Here is a 17,980-nt window from a genome sequence, read left to right on the forward strand (position 1 = left end):
TTGTGTATTCAGGATCCGATCACTCGCCACGCGAAATACGGGTCATCTCGTCACGCGAGACAACCTTGATACGCGTGCGCCCGGCGGCATCGCCGAGCGACAGTTCGTGTTCGTCGAGGCGGTGCCAGCCATCGAGGTTCGTGAACGGCACCCCTCGTTCCGAGAGTAGCTCAGGAATGGTGGCCGCGTCGGCATGCTCGGGCTGCCACCACGAATCTGCATCCGCCATGAGGCACTCGAGCGTTTCCATCGCATCGGACTTTGTGTGCCCAATGAGGCCGACGGGCCCGCGCTTGATCCAGCCGGTCGCGTAGACGCCGGGGACTCGGTTTCCCTCAAGGTCGAGCACGCGACCCTGCTCGTTCGGGATCACGCCGCGAGCCTCGTCAAACGGGATCTCGTCGAGCGGCGACCCGAAGTACCCGATCGCGCGGTACAGCGACTGCATCGGGATGACCTCGAACTCGCCGGTGTCGATCGTGCCGCCCTCGCCGTCAGGCCTGGTGCGCTCGATCTTCAGTCCCGCAACGCGGCCGTCTTCGACGACAACCTCGACGGGCTTCGACCAGAAGTGCATGTGCAGGCGACGCGACGCCGGCTCGACCTCGCCCGCCTCGCGCGCACGCTGCTCGTCGCGCCACTTGTCCATGATGCGGGTCATGACGGTGACCTGCTTGTTCTTCGCCAGAACCTCGTCTGCGTAGGGGTCAGCGTGCTCGAAGTCGCGCTCGTCGATGACCATATCGACGTCGCGCACCTCGCCGAGCTCGCGCAGCTCGAGCGGCGTGAACTTGACGTACTTCGGGCCGCGGCGACCGAAGAGGTGCAGCTCCTCGATCGGGTTCGCCTTGAGCCCCTGATAGACGTTGTCGGGGATCTCGGTCGGCAGCAGGTCGTCCGCGTGCTTAATGAGCATGCGCGAGATGTCGAGCGCGACGTTGCCGTTGCCGACGACGCCCACCGACGCGGCCTCAAGGGGCCAGGTGCGTGGCACATCGGGGTGACCATCGAACCAGCTCACGAAGTCGGCGGCGCCGTAGGATCCCTCGGCGTCAATGCCCGGGACGCCGAGCATTGCATCGCGGATCGCGCCTGTCGAGAAGATCACCGCGTTGTAGTGCTGCTTGAGGTCGTCAAGCGTCAGGTCCTGGCCGTAGCGCACGTTGCCGAAGAACCGGATCTCGCCGCTGTCGAGAACGTCGCGCAGCGCGGTGATGATGCCCTTGATGCGCGGGTGGTCGGGTGAGACGCCGTAGCGCACAAGCCCGTACGGGGCAGGGAGCTGCTCGAACAGGTCGATCTCGACCTCGAAATCACGTTCCGCTTTCAGCAGCAGGTCCGCAGCATAAATACCGGCCGGACCGGCCCCCACAATTGCCAGGCGCATCTTGCTCATACCTTCGGAACTACCCTTCCCTCGAAACAATGGACTCCGCCATGCGCTCAAGGCCGCGCTTCACTGACGATTTCGGCAGCACGTCAAGCGCGGCGACAGCGTCGTCGGCCCAGCGCTTGGCGGTGGCCTCGGTCTCGCGCGTCACCTCATGGGTGTACAGCGCGTCGACCTCGGGATCCATGACCGACAGGTCGGCGCCCTCGGCGATGGCCTTCACACCCGCGTCAATGCGGGTGAGGAGTGCCTGCGCCTCGGTGTCGCCGGCTGCGGCTCGGTTTCGAAGGAGGAGGAGCGGAAGGGTCGCGACGCCGGCGCGCAGGTCAGTGCCGGCGCGCTTTCCGGTGCGATCCTTCTTCGGGGACAGGTCAATCACGTCGTCGATGAGCTGGAAGGCGACGCCGATGCGCTCGCCGTACTCGGTGACCGCGTCGGCGTGCTCGGCTGAGCCGCCGCCGAACATCACGCCCATGCGGGCGGCCGTCGAAATCAGGGCGCCGGTCTTGTCGGCGAGCACCTGGATGTAGTGGGCGATGTGCTCGTCCTCGGGCTGCGGGCCGACGGTCTCGTGCAGCTGGCCGAGGCACAGGCGCTCGAACGTGCGGGCCTGGAGCAGGATCGCGTCCTCGCCCATTCCCGCGACGAGCGACGAGGCGCGCGCGAACAGCAGATCGCCGGCGAGGATCGCGACGGAGTTCGACCACACGACCTGCGACGCGGGGACCCCACGCCGGAGCGTCGCGTCGTCCATGACGTCGTCGTGATACAACGAGGCGAGGTGGGTCATCTCGACCGCAACGGCCGCGCGGCGGACAAGCTCGTTCGGGCCGTCGCCGAGCTGGCTCGTGAGGACGGTGAGCATCGGCCGGATGCGCTTGCCGCCGGCCTCAGCGAGGTACCGGGCGGGGGCGTCGGCGACTGCCGAAGCGAAGCCGAGGTTCTCGACGAGCATGGCCTCGATGAGGTCGAGCTCGCCCTGCAGCGCCTTCGCCTGACGGCGGTCGTCCGCGCTGCGGAAGAGGCGCATCGGCAGTGCCTGGGTGGTGGTGTCAGCCGTGCTCTGGCGGATCACTCGTGGCCTCGCTCGTTCGTCTCGGACTTCGGGGTTGGCTTCGCCGTCGTGTCGGTGTTCGCAGCCGGCTTCTTAGTAGCTGGCTTCTTCGCGGCCGGCTTCTTGTCGGCTGACGCCTTCGCGGTCGACTTCGTCGTTGGCTTTTTCGCTGCCGGTTTCTTGGTCGCCGGTTTCTTGGCAGCCGACTTCGCAGCATCCGGCTTCGAGGCATCCGCCTTCTTGGTCGCCGACTTCGGGGCTGCCGCCTTCGCGGCTGCCGCCTGCGTGGCGGGCTTTGTCGCGGCCGACGCCTTGGCGGCGGGCTTGTCTGCGCCCTGATCCTTCGTCGCGGGTGCCGCGGGCTTTGCGCGTGGCACGAAGCCACGGTGCAGCGCTACGATGCCGAGCGTGAGGTTGCGGTAGGCAACGCGTTCAAGGCCCGCCTCGCGGAGCCAGCGCGCGAGCTCCTCCTGCGCCGGCCACTCCTCAATCGACTCGTTGAGGTATTTGTATGCTTCCGCGGCGTCGCGGTTGATGAGGCCTGCGACGCGCGGCAGCACGTGGCGGTTGTACTTCGTGTACGCCCAGTTCACGGCCTCGGAGCTGGGCCGCGAGAACTCGGCGATCACGACGCGGCCGCCGGGCTTCACGACCCGGGCCATCTCCGCGAGCGCCTGCTTGGGATCGGAGACGTTGCGCAGACCGTACGAGATTGTCGCGGCGTCGAAGCTGTCGTCCTCGAAGGGAAGCTGCGTCGCGTCGGCCCAGACGAAATCGATCAGGTCGTTGCCCGCGTTCCGGCGGCGGCCCTCGGCGAGCATGCCCTCCGAGAAGTCTGCGGCGGTGACGTGTGCGCCGTGCGCGGCGAGCGCGGCCGACGAGGTGCCAGTACCAGCAGCGAGATCGAGGATTCGCATGCCCTTGCGCGGTCCGATGGCCCGCGTGGTGGCAATCCGCCAGAGGCGCGAATTGCCGGCGGAGAGCACATCGTTCAGGAGGTCGTACTTGGGCGAGACCTCGTCGAACATGGCGGACACATCCGTCCCATGCTTGGTTGTGGTGTCTGGTCGAGTCACCGTTCCATCGTAGCCGGTTGTACCTCTGTGGATGCTTGCAGACGGTGGCGAGTAGATTGGCATGGTGATGACCGAAGTAACCGTCAGCCCGGCGGCGACAGTTCCACAGCTCTCTGCGGTGACGAGAGTGCTGAACGAATTGCCAGATCTGCTCGCTTTTGCGGACCCGGAATCGCCCCTGTATTGGAACCGTGGCGACCGCGGTTGCGTCGGCGTCGGCGAGGTCCTGCGGCTAAGTTTCGCGGGCGCCGACCGGTTTGTTGCGGCGTCGCGTGCCTGGCGAGAGATCGCCGCAGCGGCCTCGATCGACGATCCTGTGGGGATGCCGGGCTCCGGGCTCGTGGCGTTCGGCACGTTCGCGTTCGCCGACGAAAGCCAGGCTGAGAGTGTGCTCATAGTTCCTCGACTGCTGATTCATCGGCATCGGGGAACCGCCTGGGTTACCGAGGTGACGGTGACGGGTGGCCCGTCGGGGGCGCCAGCAGCCGGCGCCGCCGCGCTCGCCGCCGGCCCCGACTTCGGCAGCGCCCCACAGCTTGCCTCCGCTCGCAGCGCTGCCGACGTGCTCCCGGCCCAGCGCGTGCTCGACGCGACGGCCTGGGCAGGCGTCGAGTTTCGGCCCGCCGACGTCAGCGACGGGCCGGGCGCCCGGGGCGGGAGCGCGATCGAGGCCTACCTCGCCGGCGTCCGCGAGGCGACCGACAGGGTCGTCGCCGGGGAGCTCGAGAAGGTCGTACTCTCGCGCCAGATCGCGGGCGACCTTCGCGCCGGCCAGGACCTGCGGATCCCGCTGCTCCGCCTCAGCGAGCGCTACCTCGACTGCTGGACGTTCGCCGTCGACAACCTCATCGGCGCGAGCCCCGAGACGCTGGTCCGCTCGACGAGCGGGGCGGTCTCGGCGCGGGTGCTCGCCGGCACCCGCGGGAGGCACTCGGAGGATCCCGTCCGCGACCGCGCCGCCCGCGACGAGCTGCTCCGTTCCGCCAAGGAGCAGCACGAGCACGACTTTGCGGTACAGAGCGTGGTGTCGGCGCTCGCCCCGCACGTGAGCGAGCTGCGTACGAGCGACGCCCCGTTCGCGCTGCAGCTGCCGAACGTCTGGCATCTGGCCACGGACCTCGGAGCGGCGCTCGGCGCAGAGGCGACCGCGCTCGAGCTCGTCGACGCGCTCCATCCGACCGCTGCGGTCGCCGGCACGCCGACGGCCGACGCCGTCGCGATGATTGCGGAGCTCGAGCCCTTCGACCGCGGCCGATACTCGGGCGCCGTGGGCTGGATCGACGCGGCCGGAGATGGCGAGTGGGTCATCGCGCTGCGCTGTGCGCAGGTTGAAGGGGTCGGGGCGCCAGCTGCCGAGGGCGCCACTGCGGCTCCCGCGCGCTTGGTCGTCGCGACGGCCGGCGGCGGCATCGTCGAGGGATCGGACCCGCAGCACGAGCTCGGCGAGACGGTCTCGAAGTTCCGGCCGATCACGGAGGCCTTCGGCGCGGTGTGATGCGTCGCGCGTGCCCGCGACCTAGCAGCCCCTCCTGCGTGACATGTGTGGCCCAATGTCCTAGCCTGGCAGGACGCCCGGAACGCTGAATGGAGAGTTCATGGATACGCCGAACACTACGCACGCAAACACCGACTCTACGCCGTGGGTCCGACCAGACGGCCCCGAGGCGGAGGCCGTAGAGCGGGCTCGGCGGACGACGGGCGCTAGCCAGGTCGTCTCGCTCGTGGCCGAGCCCGTCACGCTCGACATCGCGGGCACGGCGGCTCGCACCTGGGGCTATCGAGGCGAGCGGCGGCCCATCATCCGGGCACGGCCAGGCGACGAGCTCGTCCTTCGCCTGCAGAACCTGCTCCCGGAGCCGACGAGCCTTCACTGGCACGGGCTCGCGCTTCGCAACGACGCCGATGGCGCCCCGCCAGTCGCGGGTGCCGGGGTCGCTCCCGGGCAGGCGCTCGAGAGTTCCTTCATCGTCCCGCACGCAGGCACCCATTGGTTCCATTCGCACAGCGGTCTCCAGTCGGATCGCGGGCTCTTCGGGACGCTGATCGTTGACGACCCCGAGGATCGCGGCGCGATCGACGCCGAGTGGATCCTCGTGCTCGACGACTGGCTCGACGGCCTCGGAGCGACCCCTGACGACGTCTTCGCGGAGTTCAGCGCGGGGATGTCGGGTCACGGCGATCACGGGGCCGGGCATGGAGCGGAGCACGGGACAGAGCATGGCGCGGGCCACGGCGAACACGCGGCTGGCCACGGCGGGCACGCGGCCAGCCAGGGCGAACACGGCGCGGAGCACGGCGACGGTCAGGCGGCCCCGATGCGCGACGGCTTCATGCTGATGGGCACGTACTCAGACGAGCTCGGGGAAGACACGGGCGACGTGTTCTACCCGGAATACCTCATCAATGACAGGCCGGCCGCCGATCCCGCCGTGTTCGCCGGTAAGCCAGGTGACCGCGTTCGCCTCCGAGTCGTGAACGCCGGCGGCGACACCGCTTTCCGGCTCGCCATCGGAGGGCACCGGCTCACCGTTACCCACAGCGACGGCTACCCGGTGCAGCCGCGGGAGACGGGAAGCGTGCTGATCGGCATGGGCGAGCGGGTCGACCTGCTCGTCACGCTCGGCGACGGCGCATTCCCGATTGTCGCCGAGGCCGAGGGCAAGGGTGCACGCGGCTTCGCGGTGCTCCGAACGGCGGCCGGTCAGGCTCCGGCGGCCGACGCGGCAGTGCCCGAACTGCATGAGGCGCTCGCCCTCGACAGACTGCTGGCAGCCCCAAGCGCTGCGCTGCCCGAGCGCCAGGTCGACCGCGAGGTCGAGTTCGCGTTCACCGGGAGCATGGCGGCGTACGACTGGGGCGTGAACGGGCGCCGGTTCGACGAGGAGAACCCGCTCGCCGATGCAATGGCGGTGCGCTCGGGGGAGCGGGTACGGCTGCTCCTGCACAACGACACGACGATGTGGCACCCCTTCCACATTCACGGCCACACCGGCCAACTCGGCCGGGGAGGTGCCAGAAAGGACACCGTTGTCGTGCGGCCCGGCCAGCGCCTGACGCTCGACTTTGACGCCGACAACCCCGGGCTGTGGCCCGCGCACTGCCACAACGCGTACCACATGGCCGCCGGCATGATGGCGGTCATCGGCTACCGCACGCGCTAACGCGGCGGCTCGGGGGCAGCTCCGCGGCGGCTCGGCGCAGCGAGCGCCGCGGCGCTTGGCCAGCCGCTACGGCCAGCGCAGGTCGGCCGTCGCCGCGAGACGCGCTTGCTCCGCGGCAACGTCGAAGTCGGCGTCCGGCCACTGTGGGTCGATCCCCTGTAACGCCTGGATGACGAGCCGCTGCACGGCGACGCGGGCGTACCACTTGGCGTTGGCGGGCACGACGTACCACGGAGCGTCCGGAGTGCTCGTGCGCTCGATGGCGATTTGGAAGGCGTCCATGTATTCCGGCCAGAGCTGCCGCTCGTCGACGTCGCCCGGGTTGTACTTCCAGTGCTTCGCCGGGTCGGCGAGCCTGTCGCTGAGCCGCTGTGCCTGTTCCTCGGGTGAGACGTGCAGCATGATCTTCACGATCCGCACCCCGTCGGCGGCGAGCCCGCGCTCGAACTCGGTGATCGCCCCGTAGCGTCGTTCGATCTCCTCCGCGGATGCGAACTCGCGCACCCGCTGGATGAGTACGTCCTCGTAGTGGGAGCGGTCGAACAGGCCGATGACGCCGGGCCCAGGCACGCGCGGCGCGATGCGCCAGAGAAAGTCGTGTGCGCGCTCCTCCTCGGTGGGGGATTTGAACGCGGTGAGCTGCAGGCCGTGCGGTTCGAGCTGCGCGAAGACGTGGTTCACGATGCCGCCCTTGCCGGCTGCGTCCATCGCTTGCAGCACGACCAGCACGCGCTCTGGGGCGCCAGCCCGGCTCTGCGCGAAGAGCCGTTCCTGCAGTTCCCGGAGTTCTTGCGCCGAGGCGGCGAGCTCGGCCTGGCCGCCCTTCTTGTTGGCCGTCGTGCCGGGCGTCGAGGACGGGTCTACGGCGCTCAGGTCGAACGTCTCGTCGACGCGCAGCAGCTCCGCAACGTCGCCCTGCCAAAACTCACTTGCCATGTCGCCCCCAGGGTCCGTCGCACGTGGCGGCGGCCACTGCGGTCGCTGCCGTAGTGCAACTGTAGGGCCTCGACCCGCGGCCGCACCAGAGGCGCCGCGCCTCCGGCCCCGGCCGACTCAGGCGAGCGGTGCCTCGACGAGTGTCGGTCCCGTGACGGGCGTCGTGAGCAGGCGCTCGAGGTCGCCACGCGTCTCAACGCGCGCGTACTCCCAGCCGTAGGCCTCGGCGAGCGCGCGCAGATCGGCCTTCCGCGGCGTACGCATCACGCGCTCGAAGTCTGGTGCCGGCGTGGTGCCTGCGACCTCGAGGCCGTCGAAGATCGTTCCGCCGCCGTCGTTGCCGACGATCAGTTGGATTCGTGGCCGCAGCTCGGGTGCCTCGGGCAGGAGCAGTGAGCCGGCGTCGTGCAGCATCGCGAGGTCGCCGATGATCACGCGGGTCGTGCCGGCGGAGCGCGCGGGATCCGGATCCGTCTGGCTCGCCACCGCGATGCCGTGTGCGGTCGCGACGGTGCCGTCGATGCCGGCCAACCCGCGGTTCGCGTGCACCGCGAGCTTGCGGGCGGGGGCGAGGCCGTCGAGCACGCGCACGAGCCTGGACGCGGCGATGACGAGGCGGTCGTGAGGCCACGTCGCGCGCCACACGCTCTCGACGAGGAGTTCGCGTGTGATCGGCTCCTTCTTGACGGCGACTTCGGCGCGCGCGTAGGCGTTGCGCTCCTTGTAGCCGGTTTCGCGGGCGGCCTCGAGGTCTGGCTCGTGCACGGTGCTGCGCGCCTGCTGGAGGGCACGGTCCGCGGTCACCCAGGCTCCCAGCCAGCGTCGGTGCGCGCGCGGGTCATGGTCGGCGCTGACGGTCGCGGTGGGCGTGACGCGCACGCCCGGCGCTGGGGCGTAGTGGTCGCCGGTGTGCGGGTCGACGACGATCACCTCGACGTCGTCGCGCTTCAACAGCGCGGGGATCTGCCGCGTGAGCGTCGGGTGGCCGAACACGACGGCGCGCTCAACGAGCCCGCCGATCTCGGGGTCGTCGATGAGCGTCGCGTAGGCGGTGATCGCCTCGCGACCGAAGCGGGAACCGCTCACGACCTCGGCGAGGAGCGGCAGCCCGGCGGCGCGCGCAAACTCCTCGGCGGTGTCGCCCGCTCCGGCGCCGGCGATCACCACGGTGAGCGCGTCATCGTCGTGGACGTACCCGCTCGTGGTCGCCGGGTCAGGATCGGGGAGCCCCGCTCGAGGCGCACCCGCGGCCTCGCCCCCCGCACGGGTGCCGGGCGCCTCCAGGAGCGCCGCGCGCGCATCGGCACCCTCGGCGCCTGCGGCGGTGAACCCGGCGGCGATCATCTGCTCGAACCCGGCTGTGCCGGAGAGCGGCTCGACGAACTGCAGGTTGAGCTGGACGGGCCCCGCGGGCGCGTCGTTGCGGGACCCGACTGCGGCGCTCAGTGCGCGCGCCGCGAGCCGATCAGGATCGGTGTTCGGGCTCCGCCCAAACTCACCCTCGGGTCCGAACTCCGGCGGTTCGACGTCGAGCGACAACCTCGCCGCGGCCCCGAACATGTCGAGCTGTGAGGTCGTCTGATTGCTGCGGGTGCCGCGCATCGTCGCGGGCCGGTCGGCGGTGAGCGCGATGAACGGGACGCGGCCCTCGTGCGCCTCGTACGCCGCGGGGGCGAGGTTCGCGACCGCGGTGCCGCTCGTCACGATCACGGGCGCCGGGAGCCCGGTCTCACGGGCGAGCCCGAGTGCGAAGAACGCTGCGGACCGCTCGTCGACACGCACGTGCAGCCGGATTGCGCCGGCGGACTCCGCCGCGGCCGCCGCGAGCGCGAGCGCTTGAGAGCGCGAGCCCGGGCAGACGACGACGTCCGAGACGCCGCGGCGAATGAGCCCCGCGAGGAGCTCAACGGCAAAGATCGAGGCGGGGGCTGGCCCGGTCATCACCGGGTCTTGTCCTGGTCCTTGTCCTCGCCGGGCTGGCCGCCGCGCGGCTCCTCGCCGGGGAAGGTTTCGTTGTCGAGTTCCTTGAGGCGAGCCTCGAGATCGCGCAGCGAGTCGCGCTCAGCGTCGGAGAGCTGCCGGCCGGTGAAGCGCGGGTCGTCGTCGGGCGCAACCCGGTGCTGCGAGCCTGATCCGCTCGCGGGGCTGCCCTTGCCGATCATGAGCCAGAGCACCGCGCCGATGACAGGCAGCAGCACGATGATGACGATCCACACAGGCTTGCTGACGCCGCGGGCGCGGGAGTGGTCAGTCATCGCGGCGTCGACCAGTGAATACAGGGTGAACGCGACGGCGATGACGGCACCGATAATGATGAACCTGACCATGCCCTCATGTTACCCGGCGAGCCTCCGGGAGTGGGGTGAGAGCGCTCAGTCTGCGCGGGTAGACTCGGCGCTGTGAGTGAACAACGCAAAGCCTGGACCACCTACATTGTGTTGCGCCTGCTGTTTTTCGCGGTGCCCTTCGCCGCGCTGTACGCGCTGGGACTGGCGCTCGGCTTCACCATGATGGTCTCAGGCATTGTCGCGGCGGTGCTTGCGGCACTCATCGGCGTCTCGCTCTCGATCCTGCTGCTCTCGAAGCCCCGCGAGGAAGCGTCGGAGAGTATTTACGCATGGCGCAACCGCGACCGCACGGCTGACGACGTCGCGGAGGACGCGGCGATCGACGGCGAGGTCGACGCCAAGTAGGCGTATCCGGGCCCGCCGCCCGGTCGAGGGCGGCTAACCGGCGCTCGACGTGCCAGTTGCGCCCATCGGGTTGTCGTCCGAACCTGCCTCGCTGCCCTGCTCGCGCGCCCGCTGCTCGCGAATGAAGTCGCGGGCGGTGTACTGGCGGGTTCGCTGCCCGAAGTCCCGCGCGGTGAGGCCGCTGATGAGCGACCCCGCGTCGATCTCGAGCACCGTCGCGAGTCGGACGAGTGTCTCGGCCGACGGGCTCTGCGCTCCGCGCTCGATTTTGCCGACGCTCGTGAGGCTCAGTTCCGCGAGGTGGCTGAGGTCGTCCATTGAGATTCCAAGTGCCAGCCGCGCATCGCGGATGCGGGCTCCGATGACCTGAGCTGCTGGAGAGTGGAAACGGGGCACGCTACAAGGTTCTCGGGCTCGGGCGACAAGCGCCAGAAGCCAAACCCACCGGAGTCATGCCACCCGGTACAAAAGTACCTATCCGGGGTGGGGGAGACGCGATCGATCCTGATCCGGATCCTGCGCGGGAGCTGTGCGCTTCCGCTCCGGGGCCGCTGTGACGGCGATCCTTGAGGGTCACGCGAGAGGCGCGGAATACACTTGAGTGGTTCGCCCACCCCTCTGCAGTTAAAGGACGACAGCACACGTGAGTCAGAGTTCCGAAAGCACGCCGATCCGCATTCTGCTCGGCTGCGACACGTTCGCGCCCGATGTGAATGGCGCAGCGCGCTTTGCCGAGCGACTCGCGGCCGGCCTCGTCCGCCGCGGGCACGACGTCCACGTCGCCGCTCCCTCGAAGAAGCACAAGACCGTCGGCGCCTTCCGCGAGACCATCGAGGGCGAGCAGATGACGGTGCACCGCATCGCGAGCTTCCGCTGGTACCCGCACGATTGGCTGCGGTTCGTGCTGCCGTGGCGCGCGCGGCACTACGTCAAGCAGATCCTCGACCAGGTGAAGCCAGACGTGATCCACATCCAGTCGCACATCGTGATTGGCCGTGCCCTCGCGCATGAAGGGGCGAAGCGCGGCATTCGCATTGTGGCGACGAACCACGTTATGCCCGAGAACGTGCTCGACTTCACGCTGCTCCCGGAGCGCGCGAAGCGGCTGTTCGTGCGCTGGGGCTGGCGCGACGCTGACAGGGTACTCCGACGCGCGAAGGCGATCACGACGCCGACCCGCCGAGCCGCCGACTTCCTGGAGCGCAACACGTACCGTCGCGGCGTGCTCCCGGTGAGCTGCGGGCTCCGCGCGAGCGACTACACCGCGATCGTCGGGCCGCGCGAGCGGCACAAGCTCGTCTTCGTCGGACGGGTGACGCTCGAGAAGGAGATCGACGTCATCATCCGCGCGCTCGACCGGCTCGATCCGAAGCTCGAGGCGACGCTCACGATCGTCGGAGACGGCGACCAGCGCAAGAACCTTGAGAAGCTCGTCGCCGAGCTTGGCCTCATGTCGCGCGTGCACTTCACAGGCCGCGTGAGTGACGAGGAACTGCGCGGGCACCTCACCGACGCCTCGGTGTTCGTGATCGCCTCAATCGCCGAGCTGCAGTCGATCGCCACGATGGAGGCGATGGCCTCAGGGCTGCCGATCGTTGCGGCCGACGCGATGGCGCTGCCCCACCTCGTGCATCACGGCGAGAACGGGTACCTGTTCCAGGCGGGCAACGACCGCGAGCTCGCGGACGCGCTGACTAAGGTGCTCACCGCGGACGCAGCCGAGTACGAACGGATGCAGCAGGAGTCGCTCACCGCCGTGCAGTCGCACGACATCGACCGCACCCTGGATACCTTCGAGTCCCTGTACCGGGGCACTCCCGTCGCATAGCGCGCGCTATGCACGTGCTCATCGTTACCGACCAGCACCCCGACTCGCTCGGCGGGGTGCAGGTCGCACTGCGCCTCCAGCGCAAGTTCCTGGAGCGAGCTGGCCACACCGTGAGCATCGCCGCGCCCGCGCTCCACAGGCGCGACTACACCGTCGCCCCGGCTGACCGAGCCGCGTACCTCGACCTGCCATCGACGCCGATCACGAGGGACCGCGAGTACGGGATTACCTGGCCCGGCAGGCGCAGCGACCGCGCGCTCGACCGTGCGCTCGCCGAGCGGGAGGCCGGTGGCGCGGGACCGGTCGACCTCGTGCACATCCAGGGCGACTTTTGGGGCGCGATGATCGGGCTCCGGGCGGCGAAGCGTCACCGGCTGCCGGTGATGTTTACGATGCACAACAACGTTGACGAGGGAACGCGCGCCGTCACCCCGCTCGCGCCGCTCGCGTTCGCTGGGCTGCGCGCCTGGCGCCGGCTTGCCGTCGGCCGTGTGCCGCGCCGGGAGCGTGAGCGCACCCGCGCGAGCGCCGCAGGGGCCTGGCGCTATCTCGCCGAGCTCACCGCAGGGGCGGCGCTCGTCACCGCGCCGTCCCGGCACTTCGCCGCCGAACTTGAGACGCACGGCGTCGGGGCCGGGGTCGAGGTCACGCAGGGCGGAGTCGACGACGAGGTCATTGGCGCGGTGCGCGCGGCCGACCGGGCTCCGCGGTCGCGCCCACGGCTCGTGTGGCTCGGCCGCATGAGCGGCGAGAAGCGAGTGCTTGAGTTCGTCGAAGCGCTCGGGGCATCCGAAATCGACGCAGACGTCGCGCTCCACGGGGCCGGCCTGCTCCTCGGCAAGGTCGAGCGCAGGATCGCGGCGCTCGGCCTCCATGATCGGGTGCGCGTCGCGGGGCCCGTGCCCTACGAGGCCGCGCTCGCCGCGATGCGGGACGCCGATGCCCTCGTGCAGACATCAATCGGATTCGAGACCCAGGGGCTCACCCCCTACGAAGCCGCCGCGCTCGGCACGCCGACGATCTTCTGCGACGAAAACATCTTCACGGACCTCGCGGTCTCGCCCGCCTGGCTCGCGCAAGACTCGAGCGTCGCCGCTCTGGCGGACGCGTTGCGGACCGCCGTGTCGGAGATCGAGACGCGGCCGGGGGACCTGCGAGTACCCGCAGCCGCGGGGGAGCGGCTGCTGCAGTCCACGAGGACCGCCGCGATGATCGAGCTCTACGCTCGGGTCATCGGGAAGTAACTAGAAGCGCCAGGCCACTGCCTGGAAGCCTGCCGGCGGCTTCGGTACCCACGACTCGTCGGCCTGGACGTAGCCCGACCCGGTCGGGTTGTTCGACTCGATGATCTGGTAGGTGCCGTCGTCGTTGACGCCGGTCACGAGCACGGTGTGCACGCCAGAGACCCACGACGTGGGGAACTGGAGGTGCTCGTACTGGATCACGTCGCCGGGCTGCGCCTCTGTGGGCGACAGCCGGAGGGCTCCCGTGTAGTTCGAGACGGGGTCGCCGCCGCCGGTCCAGGCGCCGCCGCCTGCGCGGATCCAGCGCTGGGCGGAAACGATGCACTCACCGGGGGCTCCCCAGCCGGTGGCGCGGCTCGTTCCGAGCTCGGCGGTGGCCGCGGCGATCGCCGCGTCGACGTCGAATCCGTGCGCGGCAGAACTGTTCGCGCTCTCGGACTCGGCGAGCACCGAGCTGATCGGCGCGAGCGGCGCGGTCCCAGTGTCGGTGCTCAGGGCCTGCGTGGTGAGAGAGATGGTCGGCGCAGCTGACGCTGCGGTGAACTCTTCAGTCTCGATTGCGCCTGCGGGGGCTGCTCCCAGTGCGAAGGTCACAGCTGCTACGAGCGAGACCACAAAGGGTTTGGCGGGTGATGGCACTCAGAGACTCCAAAACGTTGATAATTGCGAGACCGGTGGGCCTGCAACCTTTCCAGTATGCGTTACGTTTCCGTTACATTCAAGCTCGGCTGCGTTTTCTCAGGTTCGCGAGCGCCCGTACGGGGCCGTCTGGGGCGCTCGTGGGGCCCAGAATTCGGCTCACTTGCAGGCGTGGCGCGAGGGGCGCTCGGAACACGCTAGACTTGTCGGCGTTGGTTGAGTTCGCTCGCCCAGCAAGGAGGATTCGCCTAGCGGCCTATGGCGCACGCCTGGAACGCGTGTTGGGTTCACGCCCTCAGGGGTTCAAATCCCCTATCCTCCGCCAGTGCGAAAGCCCCTCACCTCGGTGAGGGGCTTTTTCGTGCGCCGCCGCGTCCCTGCGGGTTCTGGGTCCGCCAGGGCGGGGGCTCATCGTAGGTATTTCACAGTACGGGCATGGCGCGTCGGCAGTTCCCCAACACAGTTCGACAACAAAACGCCATGATCCAGTCCGCGTATGGAGCGGGATAGATACTCTGGCTACATCCGAAGTTGTGTAGCTCGCTACACTCGGCTTCGAGGTTTCACCGTCTGAATACCCCACCCTCATAAAGGAGGAATCGATGAAGATTCGCTACGCACTCCCAGCCCTCGCCGCAGTGGCAGCGCTTGCGCTCACCGGCTGCGTGAACAACGCCGAGAAGGAGGGGACCAGCGGCGGCACCGAGACTGCCGCGACGATCAAGGCAGACGACGCCGCGGTTGCGCTGCTTCCCGCCGACGTCAAGGACGCAGGCGCACTCTCGATCGGAACCGATGCCGAGTACCCGCCGAACGAGTACAAGGACGCAAACGGCGAGCCCGTCGGCTGGGGCGTCGATCTCGCGGAGGCCGTCGCCGCAAAGCTCGGCCTCGAGCCGAAGTGGGAGATCCTCGGGTTTGACAGCATCATCCCCCGCATCCAGGAGGGCGTGCTGAACATGGGCTCGTCGTCGTTCACGGATAACGTCGAGCGCCAGAAGTCGGTCGACTTCGTCAACTTCCTGAACGCCGGCTCGCAGTGGGCGGCGCCGATTGGCTCGGACATCGACCCCGACGACGCCTGCGGGCTCACCATCGCCGTCCAGACCGGAACCGTGCAGCACACGGACGAGCTGCCGGCGAAGACCGCAGCCTGCGAGGCCGCAGGCAAGGAAGCGATCGAGATCCTGCCGTTCGACGGCCAGCCCGAGGTGACGAACGCCGTGATCAACGGCAAGGCAGACGCCTTCTCGGCGGACCTGCCGGTCACGGGCGACGCCGTCGGCAAGCTCAGCGATCAGCTCGAGGCCGTCGGCGAGATGTTCGACGCGGCTCCCTACGGCTTCGCGACCCAGAAGGGCAGCGACATGACCAAGGCCGTCCAGGCAGCGCTGCAGTCGCTCATCGACGACGGCACCTACCTCGAGATTCTTAAGGGCGCGGGCATCGAGTCCGGCGCGCTCGACGAGGCGACAATTAACGCCGGCGCGAACTAGCAACCGGATGCAGGGGCGGTCAGTGGCACACGCTGGCCGCCCCTATTCAATGACCGAGGAAGTGCAGAAATGACACACTCACCAGCCGACGGCCCCGTGCAACACGCGGAGCCGGCGCCCATCGAAGCGATCAAGCTTCGGCACCCGTGGCGGACCGTGTTCGCCGTCGTACTCATCGTGCTCGTCGGGATCTTCGTCTACGACGCCGCGGTGAACCGCCCCGTCTACAACTGGGCGGAGGTCGGCACCTACGTCTTCGACACCCGGATCGTGTCGGCCATCGGATACACCCTGCAGCTCACCGTGTACTCGATGATCATCGCAATCGTGCTCGGTGTTGCGCTCGCCGTGATGCGGCTGTCGCCAAACCCGGTGGTGCGCGTGGTGGCCTGGGTCTACCTGTGGATCTTCCGCGGCACCCCCGTCTACGTGCAGCTCACGTTCTGGGGCCTCGTGCCCGCGATCTACAAGTCGATCGAGCTCGGCATCCCGTTCACTGACGCCGTGGTCACTATCGCGACCAAGGAACTGCTCAGCTTCTTCACGCTCGCGGTCATCGGCCTCGCGCTGAACGAGGCCGCATACATGGCAGAGATCGTCCGCGCCGGCCTCCTCGCAGTCGACAAGGGGCAGGACGAGGCGGCCACGGCACTCGGCCTCGGCTGGTGGCACACCATGACCCGGGTCGTCCTCCCGCAGGCGATGCGCGTGATCATCCCCCCGACAGGCAACGAGGTGATCTCGATGCTGAAGACGACCTCGCTCGTCACGGCGGTCCCGTTCACCCTCGAGCTCTACACGCGCTCCCGGGATATCGCCGCCGTCACCTACCAGCCAGTCCCGATGCTCATCGTCGCGTCGATCTGGTACCTCGTCATCACCTCGGTCCTCATGGTCGGCCAGTACTACCTCGAGAAGCACTTCGCAAAGGGCGTCGGCCAGCGCCCCGACATCCAGCGGCCGAGCGTCGCGACGGCGTCGATTACCGTCGTCGGCGAGACCGGCTCGGAACACGCGAAGTACACCGAAGCCGACGGCCGCACGAGCATCGTGCCACCGCACTCAGGAACAGGGGGAGGCGGACGATGACCGACGCACTCACAACCACGCCAATGGTGAAGGCCGAGGCGCTCTCGAAGTCGTACGGCTCGAACGAGGTGCTGAAGTCGATCTCGCTCGAGGTCCAGCGCGGCGAGGTTCTCTGCCTCGTCGGCCCCTCCGGTTCGGGAAAGTCGACGTTCCTGCGCTGCATCAACCACCTCGAGACGATCAACGCCGGCAGGCTCTCGGTTGACGGCGAGCTCGTCGGGTACCGGCAGCACGGCGACAAGATCTACGAAATGCGGCCGCGGGAGGCAGCGAAGCAGCGACGCGACATCGGCATGGTGTTCCAGCGCTTCAACCTGTTCCCGCACAAGACCGCGCTCGAGAACGTCATGATGGCGCCGACGCTCCTAAAGAAGGGCTCGAAGTCCGCGCTGCAGTCGCGCGCGATGGAGCTGCTCGCCCGGGTGGGGCTTGCCGATAGGCACGACTACTACCCCGCGCACCTATCGGGCGGTCAGCAGCAGCGCGTCGCGATCGCTCGCGCCCTCGCGATGGATCCAAAGCTCATGCTGTTCGACGAGCCGACGAGCGCGCTCGACCCCGAACTCGTGGGAGAGGTCCTCGACGTGATGAAGGGGCTCGCAGAGAGCGGGATGACGATGATCGTCGTCACGCACGAGATGGGCTTCGCGAAGCAGGTCGCCGACAAGCTCGTCTTCATGGATGGCGGCGTCGTCGTCGAATCGGGAGACCCCGTTGAGGTGCTCACGAACCCGCAGCGCGAGCGCACCAAGGTGTTCCTCTCCAAGGTGCTCTAACCTCCAGCGCACACGGGCCTGAGACAGCACAACGGCCGGCGATCCTGATCGAATGGATCGCCGGCCGTTCGCGTGCGGCCCGCCGCCGCGGCGCGTGCCCGGGAGGCTAGGAGTTGACGCCCAGGTCGCGCTTGATCTTGGTCGTCGAGACGCCCTCGGTGCGGTCGAGGTACACGACGTTGCAGTACGGGGTGAGGATCTCGAAGCGCTCATCGCCCTCCCAGTCGCCACCCATCACGACGGTGTCGATCTCGTACTTGCGCACGTCCTCGATCTTCTGGTCCCACGAGTCCTCGGGGATCACCAGGTCGACGTAGCGCACGGCCTCGAGCATGTTCTTGCGGGTCTCGAAGTCGTGATACGTCTTCTTGCCCTTGCCTGCGTTGAACTCCTCGGTGGAGGCCGCGACGACGAGGTAGTCGCCGAGGCTCCGCGCGCGCTTGAGGAGCCGAATGTGGCCCCAGTGGAGCAGGTCAAAGGTGCCGTAGGTCAGGATCCGCTTCATCCCGCCATCCTATTAGCCCCCGCTGAGGTTCGCGCGTCTCGGCAAAAACCCTGGTTGCGCCGCCCGAACCTGCGTAGACTCTGTGGCACACGT

At 68.6% G+C, this 17,980-nt stretch carries 17 protein-coding genes and 1 tRNA gene; 9 read left to right on the top strand and 9 right to left on the bottom strand.

Annotation, left to right across the window (positions count from 1 at the left end; genetic code table 11):
- Positions 1-19: 19 nt before the first annotated feature.
- Genes BJ960_RS00295 through BJ960_RS00305 form a run of 3 tightly spaced genes read right to left on the bottom strand, consistent with a single transcriptional unit; the run spans position 20 to position 3,520 of the window.
- Positions 20-1,396 carry an FAD-dependent oxidoreductase gene (locus BJ960_RS00295; RefSeq protein WP_185985786.1) on the bottom strand — a complete coding sequence of 459 codons (1,377 nt, stop codon included), beginning with the start codon at positions 1,394-1,396 and terminating at the stop codon, positions 20-22.
- Positions 1,397-1,406: 10 nt separating this feature from the next.
- A complete protein-coding gene (locus tag BJ960_RS00300) occupies positions 1,407-2,420 on the bottom strand; it encodes a polyprenyl synthetase family protein (protein ID WP_185988072.1) in 1,014 nt (337 codons plus the stop codon).
- 41 nt (positions 2,421-2,461) lie between these two features.
- On the bottom strand, positions 2,462-3,520 hold the full coding sequence (locus tag BJ960_RS00305; protein WP_307814717.1) for a class I SAM-dependent methyltransferase: 1,059 nt from the start codon (positions 3,518-3,520) through the stop codon (positions 2,462-2,464).
- Positions 3,521-3,587: 67 nt separating this feature from the next.
- Here BJ960_RS00305 and BJ960_RS00310 point away from each other — a divergent pair, with 67 nt between their 5' ends.
- The gene (locus BJ960_RS00310) at positions 3,588-5,015 is read left to right on the top strand and encodes an isochorismate synthase (protein ID WP_185985788.1); all 1,428 of its coding nucleotides are present in this window, start codon (positions 3,588-3,590) and stop codon (positions 5,013-5,015) included.
- Positions 5,016-5,115: 100 nt separating this feature from the next.
- Positions 5,116-6,681 carry a multicopper oxidase family protein gene (locus BJ960_RS00315; protein WP_185985789.1) on the top strand — a complete coding sequence of 522 codons (1,566 nt, stop codon included), beginning with the start codon at positions 5,116-5,118 and terminating at the stop codon, positions 6,679-6,681.
- Between the two features lie 66 nt (positions 6,682-6,747).
- Here BJ960_RS00315 and BJ960_RS00320 read toward each other — a convergent pair whose 3' ends face one another.
- The 3 genes from BJ960_RS00320 to BJ960_RS00330 all read right to left on the bottom strand — a co-directional run bounded on the left by BJ960_RS00320 (position 6,748) and on the right by BJ960_RS00330 (position 9,944).
- Complete coding sequence (locus tag BJ960_RS00320) at positions 6,748-7,617, bottom strand: PPK2 family polyphosphate kinase (protein ID WP_185985790.1); 870 nt, start codon at positions 7,615-7,617, stop codon at positions 6,748-6,750.
- A gap of 117 nt (positions 7,618-7,734) precedes the next feature.
- A complete protein-coding gene (gene menD / locus BJ960_RS00325; RefSeq protein ID WP_185985791.1) occupies positions 7,735-9,558 on the bottom strand; it encodes a 2-succinyl-5-enolpyruvyl-6-hydroxy-3-cyclohexene-1-carboxylic-acid synthase in 1,824 nt (607 codons plus the stop codon).
- A complete protein-coding gene (locus BJ960_RS00330) occupies positions 9,558-9,944 on the bottom strand; it encodes a PLD nuclease N-terminal domain-containing protein (protein WP_121074478.1) in 387 nt (128 codons plus the stop codon). The genes menD and BJ960_RS00330 overlap by 1 nt, the downstream gene beginning before the upstream one ends.
- 72 nt (positions 9,945-10,016) lie before the next feature.
- On the opposite strand from BJ960_RS00330, the gene BJ960_RS00335 reads away from it, so the two are divergent.
- Positions 10,017-10,310, top strand: a complete 294-nt coding sequence (locus BJ960_RS00335; protein ID WP_185985792.1) for a DUF4229 domain-containing protein — start codon at positions 10,017-10,019, stop codon at positions 10,308-10,310.
- Positions 10,311-10,343: 33 nt separating this feature from the next.
- On the opposite strand, the gene BJ960_RS00340 is transcribed toward BJ960_RS00335, so the two are convergent.
- Entirely contained in the window at positions 10,344-10,706 is a 363-nt protein-coding gene (locus BJ960_RS00340; RefSeq protein ID WP_185985793.1) for a helix-turn-helix domain-containing protein, read from the bottom strand.
- A 247-nt stretch (positions 10,707-10,953) separates the two neighbouring features.
- Between BJ960_RS00340 and BJ960_RS00345 the strand changes: the two genes are divergently transcribed.
- Positions 10,954-12,138 (top strand): glycosyltransferase, encoded by a 1,185-nt coding sequence (locus BJ960_RS00345; RefSeq protein WP_185985794.1) that lies wholly within the window; start codon positions 10,954-10,956, stop codon positions 12,136-12,138.
- Between the two features lie 8 nt (positions 12,139-12,146).
- Positions 12,147-13,382 (top strand): glycosyltransferase, encoded by a 1,236-nt coding sequence (locus tag BJ960_RS00350; protein ID WP_185985795.1) that lies wholly within the window; start codon positions 12,147-12,149, stop codon positions 13,380-13,382.
- Here the strand turns inward: BJ960_RS00350 and BJ960_RS00355 are convergent, their stop codons facing one another.
- Positions 13,383-13,976 (bottom strand): CHAP domain-containing protein, encoded by a 594-nt coding sequence (locus BJ960_RS00355; RefSeq protein ID WP_307814716.1) that lies wholly within the window; start codon positions 13,974-13,976, stop codon positions 13,383-13,385.
- Positions 13,977-14,258: 282 nt separating this feature from the next.
- Here BJ960_RS00355 and BJ960_RS00360 point away from each other — a divergent pair.
- The 4 genes from BJ960_RS00360 to BJ960_RS00375 all read left to right on the top strand — a co-directional run bounded on the left by BJ960_RS00360 (position 14,259) and on the right by BJ960_RS00375 (position 17,382).
- Positions 14,259-14,346, top strand: a tRNA-Ser gene (locus BJ960_RS00360).
- Positions 14,347-14,623: 277 nt separating this feature from the next.
- Positions 14,624-15,517 (top strand): ABC transporter substrate-binding protein, encoded by an 894-nt coding sequence (locus tag BJ960_RS00365; protein ID WP_185985797.1) that lies wholly within the window; start codon positions 14,624-14,626, stop codon positions 15,515-15,517.
- A 69-nt stretch (positions 15,518-15,586) separates the two neighbouring features.
- Positions 15,587-16,606: an amino acid ABC transporter permease gene (locus BJ960_RS00370; RefSeq protein ID WP_185985798.1), complete on the top strand. Its 1,020-nt coding sequence runs from the start codon at positions 15,587-15,589 to the stop codon at positions 16,604-16,606.
- Positions 16,603-17,382 carry an amino acid ABC transporter ATP-binding protein gene (locus BJ960_RS00375; RefSeq protein WP_272928838.1) on the top strand — a complete coding sequence of 260 codons (780 nt, stop codon included), beginning with the start codon at positions 16,603-16,605 and terminating at the stop codon, positions 17,380-17,382. The genes BJ960_RS00370 and BJ960_RS00375 overlap by 4 nt, the downstream gene beginning before the upstream one ends.
- A gap of 106 nt (positions 17,383-17,488) precedes the next feature.
- Here the strand turns inward: BJ960_RS00375 and tagD are convergent, their stop codons facing one another.
- The gene (gene tagD, locus BJ960_RS00380) at positions 17,489-17,887 is read right to left on the bottom strand and encodes a glycerol-3-phosphate cytidylyltransferase (RefSeq protein WP_119281790.1); all 399 of its coding nucleotides are present in this window, start codon (positions 17,885-17,887) and stop codon (positions 17,489-17,491) included.
- Between the last annotated feature and the right edge of the window lie 93 nt (positions 17,888-17,980).

This window comes from Leucobacter aridicollis, assembly GCF_013409595.1.
Lineage (GTDB): Bacteria > Actinomycetota > Actinomycetes > Actinomycetales > Microbacteriaceae > Leucobacter > Leucobacter aridicollis.

What these genes read in the sequence shown, in the direction of transcription:
- tagD (WP_119281790.1), bottom strand. Translation starts at nt 17,887, where the DNA reads ATGAAGCGGATCCTGACCTACGGCACCTTTGACCTGCTCCACTGGGGC.
- BJ960_RS00300 (WP_185988072.1), bottom strand. Translation starts at nt 2,420, where the DNA reads ATGCGCCTCTTCCGCAGCGCGGACGACCGCCGTCAGGCGAAGGCGCTG.
- menD (WP_185985791.1), bottom strand. Translation starts at nt 9,558, where the DNA reads ATGACCGGGCCAGCCCCCGCCTCGATCTTTGCCGTTGAGCTCCTCGCG.
- BJ960_RS00375 (WP_272928838.1), top strand. Translation starts at nt 16,603, where the DNA reads ATGACCGACGCACTCACAACCACGCCAATGGTGAAGGCCGAGGCGCTC.
- BJ960_RS00320 (WP_185985790.1), bottom strand. Translation starts at nt 7,617, where the DNA reads ATGGCAAGTGAGTTTTGGCAGGGCGACGTTGCGGAGCTGCTGCGCGTC.
- BJ960_RS00330 (WP_121074478.1), bottom strand. Translation starts at nt 9,944, where the DNA reads ATGGTCAGGTTCATCATTATCGGTGCCGTCATCGCCGTCGCGTTCACC.
- BJ960_RS00295 (WP_185985786.1), bottom strand. Translation starts at nt 1,396, where the DNA reads ATGAGCAAGATGCGCCTGGCAATTGTGGGGGCCGGTCCGGCCGGTATT.
- BJ960_RS00370 (WP_185985798.1), top strand. Translation starts at nt 15,587, where the DNA reads ATGACACACTCACCAGCCGACGGCCCCGTGCAACACGCGGAGCCGGCG.
- BJ960_RS00315 (WP_185985789.1), top strand. Translation starts at nt 5,116, where the DNA reads ATGGATACGCCGAACACTACGCACGCAAACACCGACTCTACGCCGTGG.
- BJ960_RS00310 (WP_185985788.1), top strand. Translation starts at nt 3,588, where the DNA reads ATGACCGAAGTAACCGTCAGCCCGGCGGCGACAGTTCCACAGCTCTCT.
- BJ960_RS00350 (WP_185985795.1), top strand. Translation starts at nt 12,147, where the DNA reads ATGCACGTGCTCATCGTTACCGACCAGCACCCCGACTCGCTCGGCGGG.
- BJ960_RS00365 (WP_185985797.1), top strand. Translation starts at nt 14,624, where the DNA reads ATGAAGATTCGCTACGCACTCCCAGCCCTCGCCGCAGTGGCAGCGCTT.